This window comes from Ferrimonas sp. YIN67 (assembly GCF_057219095.1).
Genome location: NZ_JBXVVJ010000009.1, coordinates 208,801 through 225,676 on the forward strand (window position 1 = coordinate 208,801; position 16,876 = coordinate 225,676).

Annotated in this window: 18 protein-coding genes; 13 read left to right on the plus strand and 5 right to left on the minus strand. The window is 57.4% G+C overall.

Going from position 1 to position 16,876, the window contains the following annotated elements; genetic code table 11:
• Positions 1-39 precede the first annotated feature (39 nt).
• The 10 genes from gspG to cysQ are packed head-to-tail and all read left to right on the plus strand — an operon-like array spanning position 40 to position 7,050.
• On the plus strand, positions 40-474 hold the full coding sequence (gene gspG, locus AC2D8U_RS17820) for a type II secretion system major pseudopilin GspG (protein ID WP_484620443.1): 435 nt from the start codon (positions 40-42) through the stop codon (positions 472-474).
• Positions 474-1,088: a type II secretion system minor pseudopilin GspH gene (gene gspH / locus AC2D8U_RS17825; RefSeq protein WP_484620422.1), complete on the plus strand. Its 615-nt coding sequence runs from the start codon at positions 474-476 to the stop codon at positions 1,086-1,088. Before gspG ends, gspH begins: the two co-directional genes overlap by 1 nt.
• On the plus strand, positions 1,085-1,480 hold the full coding sequence (gene gspI, locus AC2D8U_RS17830) for a type II secretion system minor pseudopilin GspI (RefSeq protein WP_484620423.1): 396 nt from the start codon (positions 1,085-1,087) through the stop codon (positions 1,478-1,480). The genes gspH and gspI overlap by 4 nt, the downstream gene beginning before the upstream one ends.
• A complete protein-coding gene (gene gspJ, locus AC2D8U_RS17835) occupies positions 1,461-2,198 on the plus strand; it encodes a type II secretion system minor pseudopilin GspJ (RefSeq protein WP_484620424.1) in 738 nt (245 codons plus the stop codon). The genes gspI and gspJ overlap by 20 nt, the downstream gene beginning before the upstream one ends.
• Positions 2,195-3,193, plus strand: a complete 999-nt coding sequence (gene gspK, locus AC2D8U_RS17840; RefSeq protein WP_484620425.1) for a type II secretion system minor pseudopilin GspK — start codon at positions 2,195-2,197, stop codon at positions 3,191-3,193. Before gspJ ends, gspK begins: the two co-directional genes overlap by 4 nt.
• Positions 3,190-4,380 (plus strand): type II secretion system protein GspL, encoded by a 1,191-nt coding sequence (gspL, locus tag AC2D8U_RS17845; RefSeq protein ID WP_484620426.1) that lies wholly within the window; start codon positions 3,190-3,192, stop codon positions 4,378-4,380. Before gspK ends, gspL begins: the two co-directional genes overlap by 4 nt.
• A complete protein-coding gene (gspM, locus tag AC2D8U_RS17850; RefSeq protein ID WP_484620427.1) occupies positions 4,380-4,874 on the plus strand; it encodes a type II secretion system protein GspM in 495 nt (164 codons plus the stop codon). The genes gspL and gspM overlap by 1 nt, the downstream gene beginning before the upstream one ends.
• A 17-nt stretch (positions 4,875-4,891) precedes the next feature.
• Entirely contained in the window at positions 4,892-5,641 is a 750-nt protein-coding gene (locus AC2D8U_RS17855) for a type II secretion system protein N (protein WP_484620444.1), read from the plus strand.
• Between the two features lie 17 nt (positions 5,642-5,658).
• The gene (nudE, locus tag AC2D8U_RS17860) at positions 5,659-6,219 is read left to right on the plus strand and encodes an ADP compounds hydrolase NudE (protein WP_484620428.1); all 561 of its coding nucleotides are present in this window, start codon (positions 5,659-5,661) and stop codon (positions 6,217-6,219) included.
• 15 nt (positions 6,220-6,234) lie between these two features.
• A complete protein-coding gene (gene cysQ / locus AC2D8U_RS17865; protein WP_484620429.1) occupies positions 6,235-7,050 on the plus strand; it encodes a 3'(2'),5'-bisphosphate nucleotidase CysQ in 816 nt (271 codons plus the stop codon).
• 49 nt (positions 7,051-7,099) lie between these two features.
• Here the strand turns inward: cysQ and mnmH are convergent, their stop codons facing one another.
• Both mnmH and selD read right to left on the minus strand, forming a co-directional pair.
• On the minus strand, positions 7,100-8,206 hold the full coding sequence (mnmH, locus tag AC2D8U_RS17870) for a tRNA 2-selenouridine(34) synthase MnmH (RefSeq protein ID WP_484620430.1): 1,107 nt from the start codon (positions 8,204-8,206) through the stop codon (positions 7,100-7,102).
• Complete coding sequence (gene selD, locus AC2D8U_RS17875; protein WP_484620431.1) at positions 8,199-9,230, minus strand: selenide, water dikinase SelD; 1,032 nt, start codon at positions 9,228-9,230, stop codon at positions 8,199-8,201. The genes mnmH and selD overlap by 8 nt, the downstream gene beginning before the upstream one ends.
• Positions 9,231-9,389: 159 nt before the next feature.
• Here selD and AC2D8U_RS17880 point away from each other — a divergent pair, with 159 nt between their 5' ends.
• Positions 9,390-10,748: a hypothetical protein gene (locus tag AC2D8U_RS17880; RefSeq protein ID WP_484620432.1), complete on the plus strand. Its 1,359-nt coding sequence runs from the start codon at positions 9,390-9,392 to the stop codon at positions 10,746-10,748.
• A 59-nt stretch (positions 10,749-10,807) separates the two neighbouring features.
• On the opposite strand, the gene AC2D8U_RS17885 is transcribed toward AC2D8U_RS17880, so the two are convergent.
• Positions 10,808-11,917 (minus strand): acyl-CoA desaturase, encoded by a 1,110-nt coding sequence (locus AC2D8U_RS17885; RefSeq protein WP_484620433.1) that lies wholly within the window; start codon positions 11,915-11,917, stop codon positions 10,808-10,810.
• Positions 11,918-12,066: 149 nt separating this feature from the next.
• On the opposite strand from AC2D8U_RS17885, the gene fabR reads away from it, so the two are divergent.
• The gene (fabR, locus tag AC2D8U_RS17890; protein WP_484620434.1) at positions 12,067-12,696 is read left to right on the plus strand and encodes an HTH-type transcriptional repressor FabR; all 630 of its coding nucleotides are present in this window, start codon (positions 12,067-12,069) and stop codon (positions 12,694-12,696) included.
• A 51-nt stretch (positions 12,697-12,747) separates the two neighbouring features.
• On the opposite strand, the gene AC2D8U_RS17895 is transcribed toward fabR, so the two are convergent.
• Complete coding sequence (locus AC2D8U_RS17895) at positions 12,748-14,208, minus strand: sulfatase family protein (RefSeq protein WP_484620435.1); 1,461 nt, start codon at positions 14,206-14,208, stop codon at positions 12,748-12,750.
• 204 nt (positions 14,209-14,412) lie between these two features.
• A complete protein-coding gene (gene trmA, locus AC2D8U_RS17900) occupies positions 14,413-15,507 on the minus strand; it encodes a tRNA (uridine(54)-C5)-methyltransferase TrmA (protein ID WP_484620436.1) in 1,095 nt (364 codons plus the stop codon).
• A gap of 140 nt (positions 15,508-15,647) precedes the next feature.
• Between trmA and murI the strand changes: the two genes are divergently transcribed.
• Complete coding sequence (murI, locus tag AC2D8U_RS17905) at positions 15,648-16,430, plus strand: glutamate racemase (protein WP_484620437.1); 783 nt, start codon at positions 15,648-15,650, stop codon at positions 16,428-16,430.
• The last annotated feature ends 446 nt before the right edge of the window (positions 16,431-16,876 follow it).

Sequence of the window (16,876 nt, forward strand, 5' to 3'; positions counted from 1 at the left end):
AAAGAGATTTTTTGAGGAAAGGCTGAAATGAAACGACAACTGCGACAGCGCCGTAACGTGCGCGGTTTTACCCTGCTGGAAGTGATGATGGTTCTGGTGATCATCGGGATCCTGGCAGGCCTGGTGGCTCCGAACATCATGGGCAACCGGGATACGGCGAACCGGCAAAAGGCGGTAGCGGATATCTCCGGTCTGGAGAATGCCATCAGCATGTACTATGCCCATAACAGTGTCCTGCCGACCACGGAGCAGGGGCTGGAAGCCCTGGTCAGCCGTCCCAACATTCGCCCTGAGCCTCGCAACTACCAGGAAGGCGGTTACATCCAGCGTCTGCCGACCGATCCCTGGGGTGGCCAGTACTACCTGGAAAGCCCGGGTGCGAACGGTCGTTTTGATCTCTGCTCCGCCGGACCAGACCAGCAGTTTGGTACCGACGACGATATCTGCAACTATAACCTGGCCGACTTCCAGTAATGCCCCGCGGCGTCCGTCACTCCCTGGCTAAAGCCCCGCGGCAGCGGGGCTTTACCATGCTTGAGCTGTTGCTGGTGGTGGCGCTGATCGGTTTTATGATCGGCGCTGTGGCCATCACCCTGGGCGGCGATAAGCGCCGCGAGGCGATGATGAAGGCGGGCAACGAGTTCCGCCTGGTGGTCGGTATGGCGCTGGAAGAGGCGGCGATGACTGGCGAACTGGTGGGGGTGGTGATCGAGCCGGATCATTACTTCTTTGCCCGTTGGAATCTGGATGACCAAGCTTGGGAGGAGCACCAGAGGGATGACTTCTACCGAGAGCGGCGCATGCCGGAAGAGGTCGAGATGACCCTGGAGCTGGAGGGGCTGCCCCTCTCCCAGGGGGATGAAGACAAAGCGTCCGACTTTGGCCTGGATGAGTCCCTGTTTGAGCTGTCCGAAGAGGAGAAGCGCAAGCGTCCAGAGCCCCAGTTGCTGCTGATGCCGTCCGGAGAGATGACGGGGTTCAACCTGATCTTTTCTTCGATTGAGCGGGGCAGTGACACCGCGGATCTCGAGCTGGTCGGCGATATGCTGGGCCGCATCGCCTGGGTACATGAACAGGAGGAGCGGTGAGCGCACTGGGCCCAATAAGGCAGAGCCAGAGAAAGCGTGGCTTTACCCTGATCGAGGTGATGATGGCGTTGGCGATCTTCGCCACTGCTGCCATTGCGGTGATCAATACCGCCAGTATTCAGCTCAATTCGGTACCGATCCTGCAAGAGCGAACCCTGGCCAACTATGTGGTGCACAACCGCCTGGTCGATCTGAGGCTGGAGAGCCCGTTTCCCGAGCTGGGCACCAAGCGGGGTCAAACCGAGCTGGCCGATCGGACCTGGTACTGGCAACAGCGGGTGGTGAAAGCATCCGATGAGAAATTGAGGATGATCGAGGTGTCGGTCAGCCTGGAACAAAGCTTCGAAAATATCGTGGCCGAGGTACAGACCTATGTCGCCGATCCCAGCTAAGCGTGGTGCCCGGCGTCTCCGTGGCTTTACCCTGATGGAGATGCTGCTGGCGATGGCGGTGTTCGCCATGCTGGGCGTGGCCACGGCCAACGTGATGCAGCAGGTGATCGCCTCCGATGAGATCAGTCAGCAAGCCCAGGGGCGGTTGAAAGATCTGCAGCTGGCGATGACCATGCTGGAGCGGGATTTTGGCCAGATGGTGCCCCGGGGCAGCCGTGATGCTTACGGTGATGTTTCCAGCAAGCTGTTTGAGTATGGCGGCAATCTGGTGAACTCCGATGCCCAGGGGATCCGCTTCTATCGCCTGGGCTGGCTCAATCCCCAGGGGCGTCTGCCTCGGGGCTCCCTGCAACAGGTGATCTACCGGATCAAGGAGGAGAAGCTTCAGCGACTCTACACCCTGTATCCGGATCCGGTTGCCGGTGAGGAGCCGATCAGCCTGGATCTGCTCGATGGTGTGGTGGATCTCAAGTTTGCCTTCTACCTCGACGGTGGTTGGCAAACCCAGACCGATGGCGAATCCTTTCCTCAGGCCGTTGCCGTAGAGATGGAGTTGGCCGATCTGGGGGTGATCCGCCGTCACTTCCTGCTGCCCGATGGCTTCTCCCTCAATGAGCAGGACGACAGTAACCAGGGAGCTGGCAGCGGTGGCAATGACGAGAGTGAGGAAGAGAATGACGGTGGCTCCGGCAACAATGGCGGGGGCACAGGCACATGAGGCGTAAACAACGAGGGGTCGCCTTGCTGACGGTGCTGCTGGTGCTGACGGTGATCGTGACCCTGGGGGCAGCGATGACCCAGCGCAGTCAGCTGTCGATACGGCGCACGGTAAATCTCAATCACTTCGATCAGGCCTACTGGTATGCACTCTCCTCCGAGGCCCTGGCCATGCGGGTGCTGAAACAGGACTTCGAGGATGCCGATGGTACCGTGCATCTGCAGCAGTATTGGGCCACCGCTGATGTGGTGTATCCGGTCGATCACGGCCAGATCGGAGGAAACATCGAAGATCTGCGCGCCTGCTTTAATCTCAATGGGCTGTCTCAGGAGCTGACTCAGCAGGAAAAACAAAAAGATCCTTACCAGACCCCCTTGGCGGGCCGTCAGTTTATCGCCATGCTGGAAGCCTTGGAGGTGGACCGATATACCGCCGAATTGCTGGCCGATCGGATCAAAGATTTTGTCGATGCCGACAGCGATCCCTCCGGCAGCTTTGGCGCCGAGGATCCTGAGTATGAGGCGCGCCAGTTTCCCTATCGGAGTCCGAACCAGCTGATGAGTCATCACAGTGAATTGCGTGCGGTGTTGGGCAGCTCGGCCCAGTTGTACCAGTATTTGAGCGATTATCTCTGTGTGATCCCTGGAAACGATCGCCAGGTGCTTAACGTGAATACGGTCACCGAGGAACATGCCGCTTTGCTGGTGGGGATGTTGGAGGGACGCTTGAGCCTGAGTGAAGCGCAAAGCCTGATCAATAATCGCCCTGGCGATGGTTGGGAGAGTACCGCCAAGTTCTGGGAAGAGTCCGCCCTGTCACGGTTATCGGACTTGTCCGAGCAGACCAAGGGCACGGTGGCGGTAGACAGCGATTATTTTCGACTCCGCGGTGGTGCCAAGGTGGACAACGCGGTGTTTCGATTGGAAAGTATTTTACGACGTGGTGGGGATAACAACCTGACGGTGTTAACCCGCCAGTATGGAGGCCAACAGTGAGCGAACGACTGGTCGTACGCTTGGGCAGTCACGCCCAACAAGCGATCCCCTGGATCACCTGGTCCGATGAACAGCAAGGAGTGATCAGCTCCGGTGTGCTGCCGAACGCATTTGCTTTGGCCAGCCTGACCGAACGTGCCGGTGGCCGTCCGGTGGATGTGCTGGTAGACAGCAGTGCCATCAATCTGACTGAAGTCAGCCTGCCAGCCAAGGCTCAGCGCCAGGCTGCGAAGGCGGTGCCCTTTATGCTGGAAGAGGGGCTGGCCGAGGATGTGGAGCAATTGCACTTTGTGCTGGGCCCCCGCAATGGCGAACAGCTCAGCGTGGCCGTAGTCAGCCAGTCTCAGATGGTGGTATGGCAAGCCTGGTTGGCGGATGCCCAGCTTCCCTGTACCCGCATGGTGCCGGATCTGCTGGCCTTGCCCTTGGTGCCGGAGACAGCCCTGTCGCTGCTGCAACTGGAGTCACAGATCCTGTTGCGCCAGGGGCCCGCGGCCGGTCAGGTGTTTGAGGCGGACTGGTTTGAAGCACTGGCCGAGCGCTTGCCGGTGGATCCAGAGCTGCCCTGGGCCCTGTTCAGTGATTGCGAATTGCCCGAGGGGATCGCCGCCGAGGGTCAGCCCCTGGAGCTGCCGATGCAGTTGTTGGCGCAAGGGTTTGCCAAGGCCCCCATGAACCTGCTGACCGGCCTCTATGCGCCAGCGCGGGAGCTGGGCAAGGCCGTTAAGATCTGGGCCAAAGTCGGGATCGCGGCTGGGATCTTGTTCCTGATGGGGCTGGCGCACAACGGCTTGAGCCTCTACCAACTGAAGCAGAAACGCGTTGAGTTGGCCGATGAACAGGTGCGGATCTATCGCCAGTTGTTTCCCAATGAGCAGCGCGTGGTGAACCCTGCCAGCCAGTTGCGCGCCAAGCTGCGCGGCTTGGGTGGGGGCGGTGGAGGCGGTGAACTGACCGATATGCTGGCGAAACTGACACCGGCCTTTGCGGCCCAAGAGGGGATCCGGCCCGAAGGGATCCGTTTCGATGCGAGTCGAGGGGAGATCCGCCTGCAGCTTAATGGCAAAAGCTTTGCTCAGTTCGAATCGTTCAATGAGGCGATCGCATCGGATTTTCAAGTGGATGTTGGTGCTTTGAATAACGATGAGCAGGGTGTATCCGGTACCGTCACTGTGAGGACAAAATAATGGGTGCGTATTGGGAGCAGCTCCAGCAATGGTGGTTTGAGCGCACCGAGTCCGAGCGTCGCAAGATGAGCATTGCCGGCCCCTTGTTGCTATTGGCGATCCTCTATTACGGGATCTGGCTGCCGCTGGCAAATTCTGTCGAGGATGCTCGCAGCTCGGTGCGAGGCGGCGAAATTGCCCTGAATCAGATGAAGCAGGATGCCAATCGTTATGTCACCCTGGCCGGTCAGAGCGGCGGGCAAACCAGCGGTGGTGGCAGTTTGAGCCAGATCGCCAGTCGCAGTGCCGCATCCGCCGGGCTCAAGATTGGCCGGATGCAGCCTCAGGGAGATAAGTTGCAGTTGTGGCTCGAGGATACCCAGTTCGAAACCCTGATGGCGTGGCTGGCCGATTTGGGTCAAGAGCAGGGCGTGGTGGTGGAGGCCCTGGATGTGACGGCGTCACAGCAGGCGGGTCTGATCCAGGTGCGTCGTTTGCAGATCGCCAAGCCTTGAGGGACAGTAAGTTGAAGATGTTGAAGTACGGCCTGGCTGGCTTTTTTGTGTATCTGGTGTTTCTGCTGGCCCATGTACCCGCTGCCTGGGTATGGCAGTTGGCGCCAAAACCAACGGGAATAGATGCTCAGGGGGTCTCGGGTACCCTGTGGCAGGGCAAAATCGGCCAGCTCAATGTTCAGGGGCGTCAGCTTGAGCAGTTGAGCTGGGAACTGTTTCCAGGACGCCTGCTGACCGGTAAAGCGGCATTAGCGTTTCGTCTGGATGGCCCCCAGGTGCAAGGACGGGGTGAGGTGCAGTATGGCTTTACCGGCCTGCAGGCCCAGGGGTTGAGATTGTCGGCACCGATCGGATGGCTGGTGGGGGATGCCCGCCTGCCATTGCGCACCGAGCTTAAGGGCGACGTTACCCTTAATCTTCGCACCCTGGCGCAGGGTAGCCCCTGGTGCGATCAGTTGAATGGGCGTCTGCTGGTGAATGGTCTGGATGTACGCAACCAGTTTGGTCACTATCCGCTGGGGAGTATCGCCGGAGAGTTGGGATGCCAGCAGGGCAATATCCAGCTGACGGTGGATCCGGCGGAGAACCAGATAGGTGTCGAAGGGGAGGCGCTATTGCTGGCGCAGAACCAGGTAAAACTTGAGGCCAGCATTCGGGAAACCGACGGCCAGCCAGCCGATCTGCGTCAGGCCCTGGTGTTCCTGGGGAAGCCGGATGACAGCGGCGCCTATCCGCTGAACTATAACGGACCCATCCCCGGTCTTTGAGCTAAGGACAGCATGTAATGAGCCGCAACAAAAAACCTGAGATCCTGGCAACAGAGCTGGTTGCCAAGAGTCGCCTGTTTCAAGTGGAGCAGCTGCATCTGCGATTCAGTAATGGCGTTGAGCGCCATTATGAGCGGATGCGTGGCACCATGAGTGGTGCGGTGATGGTGGTGCCCCTGCTGGATAACAATACCGTACTGCTGGTGCGGGAGTATGCGGCAGGGACCCACAGTTACGAACTGGGTTTCCCCAAGGGCTTGATCGATCCAGGTGAAACGCCGATGGTAGCGGCCAATCGGGAGTTGCAGGAAGAGATCGGTTATGGTGCCCGTACGCTAGAGCCACTGCACCAGGTGGCCTTGGCGCCCAGCTATTTTTCGGCGAGGATGGATATCCTGCTGGCTCGGGATCTCTACCCCAGCCGTTTGCAAGGGGATGAGCCCGAGCCGTTGGAGGTGGTTCCCTGGGCACTGGATGACATGGATTCTTTACTGGCGAGGCCGGACTTTTCCGAGTCTCGCTCAATCAGCGCCTTGTTTTTGGCTCAAAAGAGGCTGAAACTGGAAGGTGTGTCGTAGTTAAGAGGTGGTGAAGTGAGTCGCCTACGCGCATTACTAGACCCGGTGATGGAGATTGCGATCCAGGCAGGAAAGCAGATCCGGGTGATCTATGAAGAGGGCCAGTACGAGGCCCTGACCAAGTCCGATAACACCCCGGTGACCAGTGCCGATCTGGCCGCACACCGATTGATTGTCTCCGCTTTGACCCAGTTGACCCCGGAGATCCCCATCCTGTCCGAAGAGGACGCCGAGATCCCTTTGTCCCAGCGTTGCCATTGGCAGCAGTACTGGTTGATTGATCCCCTCGATGGCACCCAGGAGTTTATCGCCGGCAGTGGCGATTTTGCCGTCAACATCTGCCTGGTGGAGGAGGGAGTGCCCGTCCTTGGGGTGATCTATGCCCCAATCAGTGAGGCATGCTATTACGCGACTCGCGGCGATGGAGCCTTCAAGTATTACCAGGGCGCATTGGAGGCGATCCACTGTCGGGATGTCGGTGGCAGCGAGGCACTGAAGATAGCGGTGAGCCGACGCCAGCGTCGGGAAACCGTAATGGCCCGCCTGGATCCTGCCCGCAGCTATGAGATGGTGCCCTTTGGCAGTGCCTCGTTGAAGAGCTGCATGGTGGCGGAAGGGGCTGCGGACTGTTACCTGAGGCTGGGCCCGACCGGTGAGTGGGATACCGGGGCTTCTCAGTGCATCGTCTCAGAGGCCGGGGGGGTCATCGTCGATACCCGTTATCAGCCCCTGAGCTATAACGAGCGAGAAAGCCTGGAGAATCCCAACTACATGGTATTGGGTTCCCAGGAGCTGCCCTGGCAGCGGATCTTGCCGCCTCGCGACAGTTAAGGCTTCTATGGCGTAACAAGGCCGCCCTCAAAGGGCGGCCTTGTTGTGTTTAGCCTTGCCGATTACGTTGATCGAGGAACTCGGCAACGGCATCGGGTGGCCCCTGGAACAGGGGCTTGCTGGCTTTTTTACTGAGCTGATAGTGGTACATGGGATCGTAGTAATCACTCAGCAACTGGGCGATCCAATCCCTGTGACCATCCAACTCGCCCTGGCTCAGCTGGGCCTGAAGTGCCTCCTCCATGATGCTGTTGAGCGCCTGATAGCGTACCGGCCCCAAGCGTTTCTTAACCCGGCTCAGGCTGGCGAGCAGGTGCTCACTGAACGCCTGGTGGCCGGCCTCAAGGCCATCTCGGGCAATAAAGGCGGCTTGCATGTCGGTCACATAATCCTTGAGGATCTGCTCGATACGATCTTCGGTACTCACCTCCAGGATCACCCTCGGGGCCAGGGCCATCCGCTCGTACATCTCCAGTGGCAATGAGGCACGACCGATCAGTCGACTCTCATCTTCCAAAACCAGTTGTTTGGCACCACGGGCCCGGTGGCGCATCAGCGCCAAAGCCAGGGTGTTCTCAAACTGGATCTGGGTGGGCTGTTCGGTCAGTTGACGACCGAAGCTGGAGCCCCTGTGGTTGGCCAGTCCTTCCAGATCGACGCTGTCACTCCGGGGCACCAGGAAATCGGTTTTGCCGCAGCCGGTCATGCCGCCGACGATCACCATATTGGCGTCGACGGTCAGTTGATCCGTTTGTTCGATCAGGAAGCTGCGCATCCCCTTGTAGCCTCCCTCAACGAAGGGGCGATCCCTTCCTGCCTCCTTGAGCCATTGCTGGCTGATCTCGGAGCGCATGCCACCACGAAAACAGTAGAGCACGGTGTCGGGTTGAGCGGTTACCTGGGCGAGCCAGGCATCGATCCTGGCCTGCTTGGTCGCGCCGCTGACCAGTTGGTGGCCCAGCGCGATCGCCGCCTGCGGGCCCTGCTCTTTATAGCAGGTTCCCACGGCGGCCCGCTCCTGATCGCTCATCAGGGGCAAACTGATGGAGGTCGGGAAGGCACCTTTTTCAAACTCCACCGGGGCCCGCAGATCGATCATGGGCGTGTTGCCAAGCAGCAACTCGGCGTAGTCGCGTGCCGGGATCCGATCAGACATGGGCGATCCGCAGGGCACCCTGGTAGGCGCTCAGCTCACCGATGCATTGATCCGGCAGACCGGCCTCGGCCAGCACGGCTTCCAGGGCGCTGGCATGCTCCGGCGAAACGGCGATCAGCAGACCACCAGACGTTTGGGGATCGCACAGCAGGGCCTTGGCCTGATCATCCAATGGGGCGATCTGGTCACCATAGCTGTCGTGGTTGCGATGGGTACCACCCGGAATGCAGCCCTGGGCCAGGTAGTGATCGATCCGCGGCAGCAGGGGCAGCTGGTCCAGCTGGATCTGGGCTTGCAGATCGGCCCCCTGACACATCTCCAACAGGTGGCCACCTAGGCCAAACCCGGTCACATCGGTCAGGGCGTTGACGCCTGGCAGTTGGCTCAGGGTGGTGGCAATGGTATTGAGCTGGCACATGGCTTGGATGGCGATCTGATCGTCACTCGCTTCCAGCTTCTTCTGCTTCTGGGCCGTGGTCAGGATCCCGATCCCCAGAGGCTTGGTCAGGTACAGCTTGTCACCGGCCCGGGCGGTATCGTTGCGCTTGAGTTTGTCCAGCTCTACCTGACCGGTGACCGCCAGGCCAAAGATCGGCTCGGGAGCATCGATACTGTGGCCACCGGCCAGCATGATCCCCGCATCCCGGCAGGCGGCGCGGCCGCCGTCGATCACCTGTTGGGCGATCTCCGGCCCCAGCAGGTTCACCGGCCAACCGAGGATGGCAATGGCCATCATCGGCGTGCCGCCCATGGCATAGATGTCGCTGATGGCGTTGGTGGCGGCGATCCGGCCAAAGGTAAAGGGATCGTCGACGATGGGCATAAAGAAATCCGTGGTGCTGATGATCCCGGTTTTGTCATCCAGGGCATACACGGCGGCATCGTCGCGGGACGCATTTCCCACGAGGAGCTTGGGGTCCGGTTTCAGATCCAGCTGGCTTTGCAGCATGGTGTCGAGCACCTTGGGGCTGATCTTGCAGCCGCAGCCGGCACCATGGCTGTATTCGGTTAATCTTACCGTCATGAGGGATTCCTGTGTCTTGGGACTGCGACCGAGTTTACCCCAGTGGGTGGATTTTCGTCTAAAAGCCCAGCAAATCTTTGTTCTCTCTCTTGAATGAAGGGGACAGACATCATATTTTGGCGCCAACTCTTCGGGTAACGCAGTACGGAGTCTCCCCCCATGAAGTTTCAAACCCTCGGCCTGGCCCTGGCAGCCCTGGCCCTCACGGCGTGCAGCGATTCAAGCAATAACCACAGCTATTTCACGGATACGGTGCGCTTTGCCACCTTCCATGTGGATATGACGTACGACCATGACAAGGGGTGGTCTGAGTTATTGGCAGAAACAGGGCGCGATGATGTGACCTACCTGCGTAATCTGGCGGCGATAATCCAAAGTAAGGTGTCAGAACAGGGGATAGATGATAGGAACGGCAAACGTCCTGATGTCCTGCTGCTGACCGGTGTGTCGGCAAAAGTTACGGGGAAACCTTACCCGTACCATATTGATTCGACGGCGATTGACGAGTTCGAAGCGAATTACTTAGCCGTTGGTCAGTATGGCAATGAAGGGCTGACGTATCGCTACCGTTATATCGCAGAGTCAAATTCCGGCGACGGTATCTCATTTGACGTCAATGGAGACGGTAATCGCGGTGGGCTGCCGGAGGATGCGCATGGGTATGGGCATTTTTCAGGACAAAATACTTTTGTCTTGTTCTCTCAGTATCCGCTGGATCATAACGGAATGCGGACGTTTAGAGACTTTAAGTGGAGCAATCCTGGGTTGGGTGCCCGCCTGCCGGCGCTTGATAGCTCGAACTGGATGGACGAGGATGCGTTCGAAGCATTAAATCTGATGAGCACCAATTTCGTCGATATTCCTCTGGTGCTCAATGATGGTCGCCGCTTTAGTATTCTGGCTACTCAGCTTGAGTCTCCCATGTCGCGCGAGGGGAAAACCTACATGTCGGCGCGTAATGCCGATCAGCTCCAATTTATCTCAGACTACATCAGTGCCCAGGGCAAAGGGCATTACATCGTTGATGATCAGGGACGCCGGGGGGGGGTGAGTGATTCTGCTCCTTTTGTCCTGATGGGCCACCTTGCCAACGATCATGACGTTAATGCGCGGGCCATTGCCATTAATGGTGATCCCAGCTACAAGGGTGATCGGCTTGCTTTGGAGCGGATGCTGTTTGCGGCAGACTTTGACCGCTACAGTGCTTTTAATTCCGTGGTGCATACGCCTAAAAGTGCCGGTGCCGATGAGTATCAAGGAAGCCTACCGAATCCTTCGAGTCATGAAGTGCCGGCTGTTTGGACCGGTTTTGATGGTATGCGCCACGACTACTTGTTGATCCATAAGCTGTTGGCGGATCCCAATATTGAAGGAGTTGTTGGCTCAGGTGTTTTCTGGCCGCTGTCAGGGGAAAATGGTTCTGAATGGATGTACGACGATAATGGCGTCGGGGAGCCAGATGGGAGCCTTAGCTCAGATTCCCGTCTTGTGTGGATGGATATCAGCTTTGCTCCCTGACGAGGAAATTTGACAAAGAAGTCCCGCTGAGATCAGCGGGACTTCTTGTTTCTATCGGCTCAGAGTTGGGTGTGTAACTGGCTCCGCAGTTGCTGCCATTGTCGCTGTTGTTGTTCGAGGGCGGCTTTGAGTTCTTTGAGCTGCCGACGAGCCTTGCGATCCAGTCTATGTCGATGCACTTTCAGCAAGCGTTGCTTCTCTGAGTAGTAGCTTTGCAACTTGGCGAGCAGTTGTTCGTACTCCTGTTCGAGGAGGGCGAGCCGTTCTTCCATCCTAGGCTGCTGAGCCAATTGCGCTTGACTGGTTTTGAGCTGCATCGCCAGGCGGGCGGCTTCGATCCGCTCCCCGGGAACTCGCCGTAGATCCCAGGCCAGGCCACATCGGGTGAGCAGCTGGATTAGCCACTTGGTGGGATCGAACTGCCACCAGCGTACGCCGTTGCGGTAGTCGTATTCGAAGGTGTGGTGAAAGTTGTGGTAGCCCTCGCCATAGGTGAGCAGGGCCAACAAGCCATTGTCTCGCGAGCTGTGCCGGTCGCTGTAGGGTTGGCTTCCCCAGATATGGGCCAGGGAGTTGATGAAGAAGGTGCAGTGATGTACCAGGGTGAGGCGCAGAACACCGGCCAGCAGCAGGGTGCCCCAGAGATCGCCACAGAGTGCACCGAGTCCTAAGGGAAGGCCGATGTTGGTTAAGGCGACCCATTTGCCATAGTGTCGATGCTGGTGCATGACGATGGGGTTTTTCTGCAGATCTCGCACATTCCGCAAGTCGGTTTCACCGTGATATTCCCTCAGCATCCAGCCCATATGGCTGAACCAGAATCCCCGCCCGGCGGAATAGGGATCCCGCTCATTGTCATCGACGTGTTTATGATGGGTACGGTGATCTGAGGCCCAGTTCAGGATGCTGTTCTGGGCCGCCATGGCACCGCCGATGGCCAGCCACCATTGAATAACGGGGTGGGTCTGCCAGGCTCTGTGAGACCAGAGTCGATGGTAGCCTGCGGTGATGGCGATGCCGCTCCACAGGGAAAACAGGACGGCGATCAGAAGGCTGGCCAGGGAGTAGCCCTGTGCCAGGCCATACCAGGGGACGGCCACCAGCGAGAGGGTGAAGGTCAGGCTAAAGACGGCAATATTGAGCCAGATCAGAGGGGGTTGTTTGTTCATCCGTGACAACACTTTCAGCGTACAGGTGTAAGCCATTGTCCCAAATCCAACCGCAAATGCAAGTGGTGGGTCTGAGCGGATGCGAATTTGCCCCAATAGGGTTACTATCACCCTGTTTTGCCTGATTTGAATGATGAGAGTGAGAAGCCATGGGGATCCGAGCGCAGCAAAAAGAGAAGACCCGGCGTGCTTTGGTGGATGCCGCCTTCAACCAGCTTAGCGCCGAGCGCAGTTTCTCCAGCTTAAGCCTGCGGGAAGTGGCTCGCGAAGCGGGCATCGCGCCAACCTCTTTCTACCGCCATTTTAAAGATATGGAAGAGCTTGGGCTCAATATGGTGGATGAGGGCGGGTTGACCTTGCGCCAGCTGATGCGAAAGGGACGGCAGCGGGCCGAGCAGGGAGGCAGCGTGGTGCGGGCCTCCATCGAGATCTTTATGGAGTTTGTCGACAGCAACCCCAACGTGTTTCGCCTGCTGTTGCGTGAACGTACCGGGACGTCGGCGGCATTTCGTTTCGCAGTGAACCGGGAGATCCGCCATTTTACCGATGAGCTCAATGACTATCTGCAGAGCCGGGCTGGCCGCTTACAGGAGCTATCTTATGCCCAGGCGGAGGCCATGGTCGTGCTGGTATTCTCCTCCGGCTCCGAGGCGCTGGATCTGCCTCGGTCTGAGCGCCAGGCATTGAGTGAGCGTTTGGTATTGCAGGTTGCCATGCTGGCCATGGGGGGGGAAGCCCTGCAGAACTCAAACAAGTATCGAAAACCGACAGAGAGTTAAAGACCTTCCCCGCCGGGAAGGCGGGGAAGTCTTATTGGCAGTTCTTAGCCCTTATTGAGATTCCTGTTGCTCGTTGAAGCGTCCGACGTGGGTTCGCTTGCCTTTGGAAAACTCGTAGTTACGGTTGGCAGGGTTCTTCCCACCCATGTTATCCGGCAAGCTGCTGTCCCACTCGTCAAACTTATCCTGCAGCATCTGGGCCCTTTCCGGATACTTGTTGACCAGATCTTCCCGCTCCCCCGGATCATTCGCCAGATTGAACAGGCGTATGGTCTGGGGACCGCTTTGACTATTCCAAGTCAGTTTCCAATCACCATCACGGATAGCGTAATCATTATCCCGGCGCCAATGCAGCGTGTCATGGGGTCGGTCATCTTCTGCTCTCTTGCCTGTCAGGTAAGGGAGCAGATCGACACCATCAAACGACAATCCTTTGCTCGGTTGTGTCATGCCTGAGCGTGCCACGATGGTAGGAGCCATGTCATAGCTGACAACGGGGTGTGGATAGACTTGGCCGGCAGGAATGGTGCCAGGCCAGTGGGCAATAAAGGGAACGCGTAGGCCGCCTTCATAGGTATCCCCTTTAAAGCCATTGAAGTCGCCCGGGCTGGCCATGGTGGTTTCCCCCCGCTGCTTCTGCTTTGGGGCAGTAAATCCCTGGCCTCTGGGGGCGCCATTATCGCTAAGGAAAAAGATCAGCGTATCTTCCGTCAGTTCATGCTGGTTGAGGCTGTCCATGATGCGGCCAACACTGTCATCAACCGCTAGCACCATGCCTGCGAAAAAGCGGCGCTCCTCGTGCTCGACCGGTAGTTCGGCCAGCCGCTCTATGTAGCGATCCGCGACTTGCCAGGGGAAATGGACTGCATTGTGTGCCAGGTAGAGAAAGAAGGGCTCCTCTTTATGTTGTTCAATAAAGTTAACCGCTTCGTCTGTGTATACGTCGGTTAGGTAGTCACCCCGTTCCTGAACTGGCGTGTCGACTTCGCCATTGCGCAGCATGGGCAGGTACCGCTTGCGCTTCTCATTCTTGCTGTCAGCAGAGCGGAAATAGTCGTGCGAACCATGCGGGGACCCATAGTAAAAATCAAAACCCCGTCGCCAGGGCATTTGGTCTTCTTCCTGACCCAGATGCCATTTGCCGATCATGCCGGTTTGGTAGCCTAGCTCTTTCAGCATCTCTGGCAGGTTTTGCTGCTCGTGAGGAATGACACTCAGAGGGCCGTTGCCGTAATAACCCATACGCTGTTGATGCAGACCGGTGATCAGTCCGGCGCGGGAAGGACCACAGACCGAGGCGGTCACATAGCCCTGAGCGAAGGAGGTGCCTCCCGCCGCGAGTTTGTCGATGTTGGGCGTATGGATATCTTCAATCCCGTGATAGCCCACATCCCCCCAACCTTGGTCGTCCGTCAGGATGATAATGACGTTAGGTTGTTTGGCAGCGGCGCCAAAGGAGAGACTGATGGTTGCCGCGAGTGCGATCCGCTTGTATTTACCTACTGTAGCCATGGTTTGCATGATCTCTTTTTTGCTGTTGGAGACAACGCTAAGGGATAGAAAAAAAACGTACAGTGACTTTTCGCGATTTTACTCAGCGGGTCCCTACGGCACAATCTACCCATGGGTGACGGGGACCGATAAAAAACCCGCCACAGGGCGGGTTTGGTAGGGCTCTGTGAAGAGTGCTCCCACAAGACTTTGAAACAGGTCTCGCTATTTCCGCTCTAGCAGCACACCCGCTTCCATATGGTGGGTGTAGGGGAACTGATCAAACAGGGCGAAACGAGTGATCTTATGGGTTTGGCCCAAAGTTTCCATGTTGTGCAACAAGGTTTCCGGGTTGCAGGAGATGTAGAGGATCCGGTCGTAACCCTGCACCATTTTTTCCGTCGCCGGATCGAGCCCAGAACGGGGCGGATCCACAAAGATGGTGTTGCAGTCATAGGCTTTTAGATCAATCCCTTTGAGGCGACGGAACTCTCGAACTCCATTGACCGCATCGGTAAAGTCTTCTGCCGACATGCGCAAGATGGTGACGTTATCGATCTGGTTTTTGGCGATGTTGTGCTGTGCCGCCTCCACGGAAGGCTTGGCCAGCTCGGTCGCCAAGACTTTGCGGAAGTTCTGGGCCAGTGCCAATGAGAAGTTGCCATTGCCACAGTACAGCTCGAGCAGATCACCTTGGCTACCCCGAGTGGCGTCGACTGCCCACTCCAGCATCTTTTCTGCCACCTTACCGTTTGGCTGGGTAAAGCTATTCTCAGTCTGACGGTAGTGATAGGGCTGTCCATGAACATGGAGGATCTCGTCGACATGGTCCTGATCCAGGCAAACCTTTTGTTTGCGTGCCCGCCCAATAAAGTGAACCTTAGGCTCTCCCCAACGATCTTTCAGTGCCTTGATCTCCTCCTGCCAAACGTCATCCAGTTGGCGATGGTATAGCAGGCTGATCACCAACTCACCGCTGAGGGTGGAGAGAAAATCCACTTGGAACAGCTTGTGGCGCAATGCGGGGTTGGGTTGCAGCGCGGCATGCAGCTTTGTCATGTACTCGTTGATCAGTGCACTGGCTGGCAGGAACTGAGTCACGGCGACACGCTCTTTACGCGCCTGGTCAAACATGATGTAGTCCAGAGCCTCACCTTCGTGCCAGACTCGGAACTCGGCACGCATCCGGTAATGCTCGGGCTCGGAGCGGAACACTTCCAATTCCGGGGTAGCGTAAGGGGCGAAGAGGGCGCGCATGCGCTCGGCCTTTTCGGCCAACTGATCTTCGTAATGGCGGGGATCGAGTGCAGCCAGATCCATGTAATTCTCCGAGCGATAATATTGAAGGGGGCAAATTCTAACCACCTGTGTTGCCAAGTCCAGTGTTCTTGGTGGAAAGCACGGCCTATGTGAAAATGCCCATGCACACATTCCAGCTTATTACTTAGCAGACGAGATCTATGGGTTCCATTCTCTTATTCGACTCAGGCGTTGGTGGCTTATCGGTGTACCGTCACCTTAGGGCGACACTGCCCCATGCGCCAATCCGCTATTTAGCCGATACGGCGCGTTTCCCCTATGGCGAATTGCCTGCCGATGAGTTGGTGGCAGGGTGTGTTGCCCTGATCCAGAAACAGGTGAGCGAACATGGGGTGGTTTTGGTGGTGGTGGCCTGCAATTCCGCCAGTACTTTGGTGTTGGAGCCACTGCGCCGGCAGCTAGCCGTGCCGGTGATCGGTGTGGTCCCGGCCATCAAGCCTGCGGCGGAACGATCTCGCCGTCGGGTCATTGGCCTTCTGGCCACTCCAGGCACGGTTCAGCGTCGTTATACCGATCAATTGATCGACGCCTTTGCACAACACGTTGAGGTGATACGGATCGGTAGTAGTGAGCTGGTGCGTATGGCCGAAGCCAAACTGGCGGGCCAGCCACCCGATATGGTGCACCTTAGAGAGATCCTATCTCCCTTTCTTGATGCCAAGCCCTCACCGGATCAGGTGGTTCTGGGATGTACCCACTTTCCATTGGTGGCTGAAGAGTTGGCGCAGGTGCTCGGGGACAAGGTTGAATTGATCGATTCTGGCGAAGCGATCGCTAGGCGGACACGTCATCAACTCAATACTCTGGGGATCCGCTTGCCTGAGCGAGCCGAGGCGATCTTCCTCTACACCGGGGCGACGCCTAACAAGGCGATGCAAGGTAGCATTCGAGAGCTAGGATTTGAGCAGATCCGGCCTGTGTAGCGCAAGATTTGGTCTGTTTACGGGGGTAAAAACAGCGATGGGTGAAAGTGTGTTCAGTCGATGCGTTTTTTTGCCAAACCCGCTTGCGTTCGGTCAGAACCTCCCTATAATGCGCTCCACGTTGACGGGGACAAGCCGCTTAGGGGCTTGAACAAACCGTTCAGCACGGCAGCAGCCACACAGAAAACTTTGCTAAAAAGTCCTTGACTGGCTAAGTTTACTGGATAAAATGGCGCTCCTCTTCAGAATTCAAGGCGAAAGCCTAGAAAGCTGAAGTTTGAGTCAAAAAGAGTTCTACGAATTCTGCTTGACTTCAAAATCGGATGGTGTATTATGCGCATCCCGCTTCGGTAACGAAGCAAGCTCTTTAACAATTTGTCAGACAATCTGTGTGGGCACTCACGTAGGATTGAGAAATCATCATTTCTTAATGTTTACTGAGTGAC

Coding starts and splice junctions, on each gene's coding strand:
- gspH (WP_484620422.1), top strand. CDS start 474: ATGCCCCGCGGCGTCCGTCACTCCCTGGCTAAAGCCCCGCGGCAGCGG.
- gspJ (WP_484620424.1), top strand. CDS start 1,461: ATGTCGCCGATCCCAGCTAAGCGTGGTGCCCGGCGTCTCCGTGGCTTT.
- gspK (WP_484620425.1), top strand. CDS start 2,195: ATGAGGCGTAAACAACGAGGGGTCGCCTTGCTGACGGTGCTGCTGGTG.
- gspM (WP_484620427.1), top strand. CDS start 4,380: ATGGGTGCGTATTGGGAGCAGCTCCAGCAATGGTGGTTTGAGCGCACC.
- AC2D8U_RS17855 (WP_484620444.1), top strand. CDS start 4,892: ATGTTGAAGTACGGCCTGGCTGGCTTTTTTGTGTATCTGGTGTTTCTG.
- nudE (WP_484620428.1), top strand. CDS start 5,659: ATGAGCCGCAACAAAAAACCTGAGATCCTGGCAACAGAGCTGGTTGCC.
- mnmH (WP_484620430.1), bottom strand. CDS start 8,206: ATGTCTGATCGGATCCCGGCACGCGACTACGCCGAGTTGCTGCTTGGC.
- selD (WP_484620431.1), bottom strand. CDS start 9,230: ATGACGGTAAGATTAACCGAATACAGCCATGGTGCCGGCTGCGGCTGC.
- AC2D8U_RS17880 (WP_484620432.1), top strand. CDS start 9,390: ATGAAGTTTCAAACCCTCGGCCTGGCCCTGGCAGCCCTGGCCCTCACG.
- AC2D8U_RS17885 (WP_484620433.1), bottom strand. CDS start 11,917: ATGAACAAACAACCCCCTCTGATCTGGCTCAATATTGCCGTCTTTAGC.
- fabR (WP_484620434.1), top strand. CDS start 12,067: ATGGGGATCCGAGCGCAGCAAAAAGAGAAGACCCGGCGTGCTTTGGTG.
- AC2D8U_RS17895 (WP_484620435.1), bottom strand. CDS start 14,208: ATGGCTACAGTAGGTAAATACAAGCGGATCGCACTCGCGGCAACCATC.
- trmA (WP_484620436.1), bottom strand. CDS start 15,507: ATGGATCTGGCTGCACTCGATCCCCGCCATTACGAAGATCAGTTGGCC.
- murI (WP_484620437.1), top strand. CDS start 15,648: ATGGGTTCCATTCTCTTATTCGACTCAGGCGTTGGTGGCTTATCGGTG.